Origin of the sequence: Mycobacterium sp. (assembly GCF_052145595.1) — a bacterium.
Classification (GTDB): domain Bacteria; phylum Actinomycetota; class Actinomycetes; order Mycobacteriales; family Mycobacteriaceae; genus Mycobacterium.
In genome coordinates this window covers 1-7,427 of sequence record NZ_JBKQOI010000009.1, presented here as the reverse complement: position 1 = coordinate 7,427, position 7,427 = coordinate 1, and the positions used below count along the sequence as shown (strand labels likewise).

Sequence of the window (7,427 nt, the reverse complement as noted above, 5' to 3'; positions counted from 1 at the left end):
CGCAGACCGTCAAGGAGATCGAGGCGCTGGGTCGTCGGGCTATCGCTCTGCACGCCGACGTCCGGCGCGTTGATGATGTGCACGCCATGGTGGAGGCTGCCCGCAGCGAGCTGGGGCCGATCACCGTAGCGGTCAACGGCGTCGGCAGCTTGGGCGCCGCCACGCCGAAGTCGTTCTTGGACTACACCGTCGACGAGTGGAACGGGCCGATCGAGCTCAACCTGACATCTGCCATGCTGTGCATGCAGGCCGAGGCCCTCGCCATGATTCGCGACGGTATCGCCGGCCGGATCGTCAACTTCGGCTCGACGAGCGGGGTGACCGCCGCGCCGTCGGTGTCGCACTACGGTGCGGCCAACGCGGGAGTGATCCACCTGACCAAGTCGGTCGCGCTGGAGCTTGCGCCCTATGACATCCGGGTCAACTGCGTGGTACCCGGCACTCACAACATCGACCGGATCGGGCGCGAGACGCCCACGTCGCGCCGGCCCGAGCAGGCCGAGTTTTTTCGCAGAGCCGCCGAGGCCACCCCGCAGAAGCGCCTGGGGCTGGCCGAGGAGACCGCGGGTGTCGCGTTGTTCTTGGCCTCGAACTTGTCGTCCTACATGACCGGGCACGCCGTGATTTCCGACGGCGGCATCACCCACACCACCGCACGCCCGCCGGTGGGTGCGCTCAAACCGTTGGCGCTCAAGGGGATCGGAGGCCATGATGAGTGAGCTCGAGATCGTCGACTGCCACTGCCATATCCTGCGGACGGCCGATCACAGCTGCGATCTGTACAGCAATCTGCTGAGGTTCAGTGCTGCGATGAGGCTGCCCGACAAGCCGAGCTTCTTCGGCACGCCTGAGGAAGCCGAAAAGGTCATGGATGCCACCGGAATCGCGCACATGAACATCCTGATGTTCACGTGGTCGGGTGTGTACTGGCGGCAGGGCCAAAATATCCTGCCGGACGAGCCGGGCGATCGTGCGCGAGAGACCGAAGAGCTGCGGCGGCGAATCGAGCGGCGGATCCAGGACAACAACAGCTGGGCACTCGCGCAGGTCGCGGCGAGTCCGAGGTTGAGCTGCTTCGTGGGCGTCGACCCCGTGCTGATGGACGAGCAGACGCTCCTGGCCGAGGTGGACAACGGGATCCGCCGGGGTGCACTGGGCGTCAAGTATGTGCCGATGAACCACGGCACCGAGGGCGACGACCCGCGGATGTGGCCGGTGTACGACTACTGCGCCAGCGCGGGGATCCCGATCCTGACCCAGGCAGCCGGGTTCATGCCCGGCCGGCCCCGGTACTACGCCAAGGCGCTCGACGACTTCCCCAAGCTAAAGCTGATCTTCGCCCACCTCGGGCATGATCGGCAGTTCGGCCAGGGCGCCGACGCGGAGGTACTCGAGTTGGCACAGACCTATCCCGGTGTGCACACCGATGTTTCGCTGCGGCTCATCGATGTTGTTGACGGTCATGTGAGCGCGGAAGATCTGGTCGCTCATCTCCGCGCCATCGGCATCGACCGAGTGCTGTTCGGCAGTAACTGGATCATCAGCGAATACCTGTGGATGCGCGCCCGCACGGGGACCACCCCGGACACCAGTCACGACCGGCTCGAACGGGAGCTGGATGTGCTCAAGACCTTGGCACTTACCGACGATGAGCGGGCAGACTTGGCATCTCGCAACTTTCGCCGTCTAACGGGGATGGTGTCATGAGCAGTAAATCGCCCCACGTTGCGGTGGTGACGGGTGCCAGCCGCGGCATCGGCCGCGCCATTGCGCGACGGCTTGCCGCCGACGGTATCGCTGTCGCGGCGGTGTCGCGGTCGATGAAGGCCGGCGACGGCAAAGTCGCCGGGTCGCTACAAGAGACCGTCGCGCAGATCACCGCCGACGGCGGCCAAGCCGTGGCCATCCCGTTCGACCTGGCCGACCCGTCCGCCGACCGGAACGAAATCATCGCCGCGGCGGGTACCGAGTTCGGTGCCCCTGTCGACATTGTGGTGAACAACGCGGCCGCAGCGCGGTATTTCGACGTGCTGTTCGCCGACATGGCCAGGCAGACGTTCTTCGACGCTGTCGAGACAAACGTCTGGGCGGCATGGGAATTGGCCGCGGCAGCCGTACCTGGCATGCGCGAGCGCGGGGCCGGCTGGATTCTGAACATATCCTCATCACAAGCCGGACCGAGGCTCGGTCCACCGTTTGCGGAAAACCCGACCAATGGCGCGGCACTGTACGGCGGGACCAAAGCGTTCATCGATCGCATCACCACCGGCGCGGCCATGGACCTCTATGAGGACAACATCGCGGTGAACGCCCTGGCACCCGAATACCAGGTGGCGACGGACAACGCGCTCACGGTTTCCGGTGTCCGAGTCGACAATTCGGAGCCCGAGGAGACCATCGCCGAGGCTGCGCTGGCGCTGTGCACCGGCAATCCCAAGACGCTGACCGGCCGAATCGCGTACAACCTCTCGCTGCTCATCGAGCTCGAGCGGCCGGTGCGGACCCTCGACGGAGCGGCCCTACTGCCCGGTTGGCAGCCGGGCGAGATCGATGCCAGCCGGCGGCGGGTGTCCTACTTGCAGGCCGGATCACGAAACAGGCTGTGATGAAAGGAAAAACATGCCTCTGCAACCGTCAATGAAACTAATCTCGGTGGACGACCATCTCATCGAGCATCCGAATGTGTGGACCGACCGGCTTCCACAGAAGTACCTGGAACGGGGCCCGCGGATCGTCGACGAACCGTCGCCGTCCGGCGGGCTGCCGATCCAGGTCTGGTACTACGAGGGCAAGCGATTTCCCGCGATCGGCCTCAACGCTGTCGCCGGGAAGAAACCGGAGGAGTTCGGTGTCGAGCCGGTGCGGTACGCCGACATGATTCCAGGCTGCTACGACCCCAAGGCCCGCCTGACCGATATGGACCTCGACGGGGTGTACGGGGCCGCGAACTTCCCGTCCTTCCCGCGCTTCGCCGGCGGCCTGTTCACCAAGGAGAGCGAGGATTTCGGTCTCGCGTTCGCGTGCGTGCAGGCCTACAACGACTATGTCATCGACGAGTGGTGTTCCACCGCCCCGCACCGGTTCATACCGCTGATCATCCTGCCACTGTGGGACCCCGACCTTTGTGTCGTCGAGATCCAACGATGTGCGGCCAAGGGGGCCAAGGGAATCACCTTCCCGGAGAACACGGTTCCGCTAGGGCTGCCGTCGATCTACACAGACCACTGGGAGAAGGTGTTTTCCATCGCCGAAGAGACCGACATGCCGCTGTGCATGCACTTCGGGTCGTCGGGCTCACCGCCAACGACCGCGCCGGAGGCGCCCTACGCCGTGACGATAGCGCTGTATGGCACCAACTCCATGTCGGCTACAGCGCACCTGCTGTTTTCGCCGGTGTTCCACCGTCATCCCAAGCTGAAGGTGGCGCTGTCGGAGGGCGGTGTCGGCTGGGTGCCGTATCTGCTGGAACGCATCGACGGTACCTGGGAGCGCCACCGCTGGTATCAGAACGTGGTCAAAGACGTCCGGCCGTCCGATCTGTTTCACAAGCACATCTACGGCTGCTTCATAGATGACGTCGCGGGATTGAAGGCGCGCTACGACATCGGCATCGGCAACATGACATGGGAGTGCGATTATCCGCATTCGGACTCGTATTGGCCGCACAGCCGCCGCTACGCCGAGAAGGTGTTCGCTGATATTCCCGACGACGAGGTTCATCAGATCGTCGAGCTGAACAGCCGCAAGCTGTTCAACTTTTACGACGAGCCGGTGGGTTGACCGTGGCGTCCGGTCGAGACATCGATGCCTCGGATTGGACCGAACGTGACCTGCTCACACGGGAACTCGCCGCGGAGCGGTTGGCCGCCGATGCAGCAGAGACGCTCGCCGAACTCACCGCGCTGCAGACCGCCGCTGCGCCCGACGCAGATGCAGTCGCACAGCTCCAACGGCGATTGAATGCACTTCGGGCGACTCGGGCCAACGTCGAGGCGGGCCGGTGACCTCTCCTCACAAAACCGGGCCCTCGGAAGTCGCAGCGGGTTCCAGTCAGTGGACCCTCAAGCATATAGAGCCGTCGAGAAACCGTAATCTGCTGTCGCGGCCGTGGAGTAGGCGGCCGCGCCGGCAGCAGACAGTGTGAAGGCCCTTGATGAACTCCACCGCCACCGACACCGGATTGCTTGCCGGGCTGCGGGTTCTTGAGGTGTCGGAAACAATCGCCGGAGCCTACGCGGGCAAACTGTTCACCGACGTGGGCGCGGACGTTGTGCTCGCCGAGCCGGTCCGCGGACACCGGCCGCGCGGACGCGATCAGCGCGGCAGTACTGACGCGCCGCTGTTCGCCTTTCTCGCCGCGGGCAAAACTGCCACCACCCGTGACTGGGTCGAGCTCGCCGATGATGGGGACGTCGTGATCGTGGAAGCGGCGCACCTTCCCGACCTTCGGCTGCTAAAGAGGCTGGCAGAGCGCGCTGTCGTGGTCGCGATCACGCCGTGGGGACTAACCGGGCCGTACGCGGAGTCCGACCGCCCGTGGACAGAATTCACCGTGCAGGCCGAGGCCGGCTCGCTGAGCAACCGCGGCGAGCCGATGTCATATCCGCTGGCGCTCGGCGGGGCCGAAACGCTCTGGGTAGCGGGGTCTTTCGCGGCGACAGCCGGTCTCGGTGCGGTCGCTGGGATGGCGCGCGACGGACGTGGCGAGCTGGTCGACGTGTCTCTTCTCGAGGTGACCACTTATGCCGCAACGATGTTCGCCGACGTCGCAGCGACGATCAGCGGCGCATCTCACGAGCCCACCGTGCAGCGCCGTCGTCTCATCCCGTCGGTGGAGCCGGCTGCGGACGGCTGGGTCGGGTTCAATCTCGCCTCCGCCCAGAATCTCGAGGATTTCCTCGTGCTCATCGAACGGCCCGACTGGCTCGCCGACGAGGACATCAAGACCTACGCAGGGCGATACCGCCGTTCAGCGGAGTTCACCGCGGCGGTGCACTCGTGGACCATTCAGCGGACGGTGGCCGAGATCGTCGAGGCCGCGTCGATGTTTCGCATTCCGTGTGCACCGGTGCACAGCGGCGCAACGCTTCTCGACGACCCGCAGGTGAGGGCCCGCGGGTTCTATGTCGAGGACGCTTCGGGGCAATTCCGCCAACCTTCGGTGCCGTTTCTCTTCGACGGCGTCCGACCGCCCTCAGCGCGACCCGTGGCCGAACCCCGCGGCGACGCCGGGTTCGCGCCGCGGATCGAGTCCGGCCGCGCACTGGAACTGGGGTCGCCGGCGGGATCGCTGCCGCTGGCTGGGCTGCGGGTGGTCGATTTGGGCAACTGGTGGGTCGGGTCACTGGTGGGCACGATCCTGGGTTCGCTGGGCGCCGACGTCATCAAGATCGAGTCGACTCGTCGCGTTGACGGCGCGCGGATGCTCGGCGGCACCATCACCGACGACGAATTGTGGTGGGAGTGCGGCTGGATCAACCTCGGCGCCAACCACAACAAGCGGGCTGTGACACTCGACTTTTCCACACCGCAGGGCCTGGAGTTGATCGAACGCTTGATCGCCGACGCCGATGTGCTGCTGGAGAACTACGCGCCGCGGGTGCTCGAGAATGTAGGACTCGACTGGGCGGGTGTGCAGGCACTCAACCCGCGGATCGTGATGCTTCGCATGCCCGCGTTCGGACTGTCCGGACCGAACCGCGACATGGTGGGTTACGCCCAGACCGTCGAGCAGTATTCTGGAATGTGCTGGCGCACAGGCTATCCCGATGGCTCACCGGTGAATCCGAGCGGACCCGCCGATCCCATGGGCGCCTCGAATGCGGCGTTCGCACTGTTCGCCGCACTCCGACAGCGCGAACGGACCGGTCGGGGAATGCTGGTCGAGGCACCACTCGTGGAAGCCGCGCTGACGATGACCGCCGAGCAGGTAGTCGAATGGACCGCCCGTCGCAAGCTGCTCGAACGCGACGGCAACCACCTCAGAGGTCATGCCCCCCAAGGGGTGTACGCGGGCATCGGCACCGAACAGTGGCTGGCGATCTCGGTGGTCACCGACGACCAGTGGCGGGTGCTCGCGGATTACACCGGCATACCGGGTTGGGACGACCCCGCTCTGGCAACACCGGCCGGCCGCTGGGAGCGCCGAGGCCGGCTCGACGAGGACCTGAGCGCATGGGCGGCGGCCCGCGACGTCGCCGCCACCGCTGAGCAGTTGGTGGGGCTCGGCGTGCCTGCCGCCCGTACCGTCGACCAGCGATTCGTCCACGAACATCCCCAGATCGCCACAAGGGGCTACTTCGAGGACGTAGACCATCCCGTGCACGGGGTGATACCGATTCCGGTGTTGCCCTTCCGCTATGGGCGGGTCAGCAGGTGGTCATACCAGGCACCGCCTACGGTGGGCCAGCACAACGACGAGGTGTTGGAGAAGGAACTGGGTTTGTCCCGCGCATATGTCGAGCAACTCGCTGACGACGGCCTCATCGGCTGTCGGCCGGCCGGTCTGTAGCCAGAACCCGATCGAAGGAGATCAACACGATGACGACCGCACTCGCCGCCGACAGGCTCGCCGCCGGCTTCAGCTGGACGGAATGTCCGCGCTGGCAACCCAACCCGTCTGGGGGCCGGTTCCACTTCTCCGACATGTACAACGGCCGCATCGTCGCCGTCGACGACTCTGGGCGCACCGAAACGCTGCTCGACCTATCCAGCAGGGAGGGGCTCGACGGCCAGCCGATCGTCGCCATCGGCACCGGTTTCCTGCCCGACGGGAGGCTGCTCGTCAACTCCATGTTCGAACAGGTCGTGTTGGCCTACGACGGATCGGCGACGAGCATGTACGCGGATTTACGGGGCCTGGCCATCGGCCCGATCAACGACATGGTCGTCGACGCGGCCGGTCGCGTCTATGTCACCCAACTCGGCTGCAATCTGTTCGCCGGGGAAACCCCCAAGGAGTCGCCGATCCTCGTCGTCGAGCCCGACGGCACCGCACGGATCGCAGACGAGGCGGGCCCGCTCATGGGCGCGAACGGCATCGCGATCTCGGCGGACGGTCGCATCCTGGTGACCGCGGAGACATTCGCCGACAAAATCACCGCTTTCGACGTCGCCACGGACGGAAAGCTCACCGGGAAGCGGACTTTCGCCGAGATGCAAGGGGGCTTTCCTGACGGGCTCTGTCTCGACGAGCAGGGAGCGGTCTGGACGGCGCTCACCGCGGCCGGACGCGTGGTTCGGGTCCTCGAAGGCGGGGAGATCGTCGCCGAGGTAAGCCCACCCACATCCGAAAGCGGGGTTTCCACGGCCTGCGGCCTCGGCGGTGAGGACCGGCGCACGCTCTACATCTGCTGCGGGTTTGAGGTCTTCGACTCCGAGAAGTCGCGGCGCGAGGCCCAAGGCTCGATCTGGACAGCGCGGGTGCC

7 protein-coding genes are annotated in these 7,427 nt (G+C 65.7%); all 7 read left to right on the top strand.

Features of this window, described 5'->3' with window-relative positions; all coding sequences use genetic code 11:
• A partial coding sequence (locus tag ACLP4W_RS00510) for an SDR family NAD(P)-dependent oxidoreductase (protein ID WP_442383059.1) occupies positions 1–719 on the top strand: 719 nt, incomplete at its 5' end.
• The gene (locus ACLP4W_RS00505) at positions 712–1,707 is read left to right on the top strand and encodes an amidohydrolase family protein (protein WP_442383057.1); all 996 of its coding nucleotides are present in this window, start codon (positions 712–714) and stop codon (positions 1,705–1,707) included. The genes ACLP4W_RS00510 and ACLP4W_RS00505, both read left to right, overlap by 8 nt.
• Positions 1,704–2,606: an SDR family NAD(P)-dependent oxidoreductase gene (locus ACLP4W_RS00500; RefSeq protein ID WP_442383055.1), complete on the top strand. Its 903-nt coding sequence runs from the start codon at positions 1,704–1,706 to the stop codon at positions 2,604–2,606. The genes ACLP4W_RS00505 and ACLP4W_RS00500 overlap by 4 nt, the downstream gene beginning before the upstream one ends.
• 13 nt (positions 2,607–2,619) lie before the next feature.
• Positions 2,620–3,780: an amidohydrolase family protein gene (locus tag ACLP4W_RS00495; protein ID WP_442383053.1), complete on the top strand. Its 1,161-nt coding sequence runs from the start codon at positions 2,620–2,622 to the stop codon at positions 3,778–3,780.
• A gap of 2 nt (positions 3,781–3,782) precedes the next feature.
• The gene (locus tag ACLP4W_RS00490) at positions 3,783–4,004 is read left to right on the top strand and encodes a hypothetical protein (RefSeq protein ID WP_442383051.1); all 222 of its coding nucleotides are present in this window, start codon (positions 3,783–3,785) and stop codon (positions 4,002–4,004) included.
• A 149-nt stretch (positions 4,005–4,153) separates the two neighbouring features.
• On the top strand, positions 4,154–6,511 hold the full coding sequence (locus ACLP4W_RS00485; protein ID WP_442383049.1) for a CoA transferase: 2,358 nt from the start codon (positions 4,154–4,156) through the stop codon (positions 6,509–6,511).
• A gap of 29 nt (positions 6,512–6,540) precedes the next feature.
• Positions 6,541–7,427, top strand: an 887-nt coding sequence (locus tag ACLP4W_RS00480) for an SMP-30/gluconolactonase/LRE family protein (RefSeq protein ID WP_442383047.1), incomplete at its 3' end; no start/stop codon positions are given.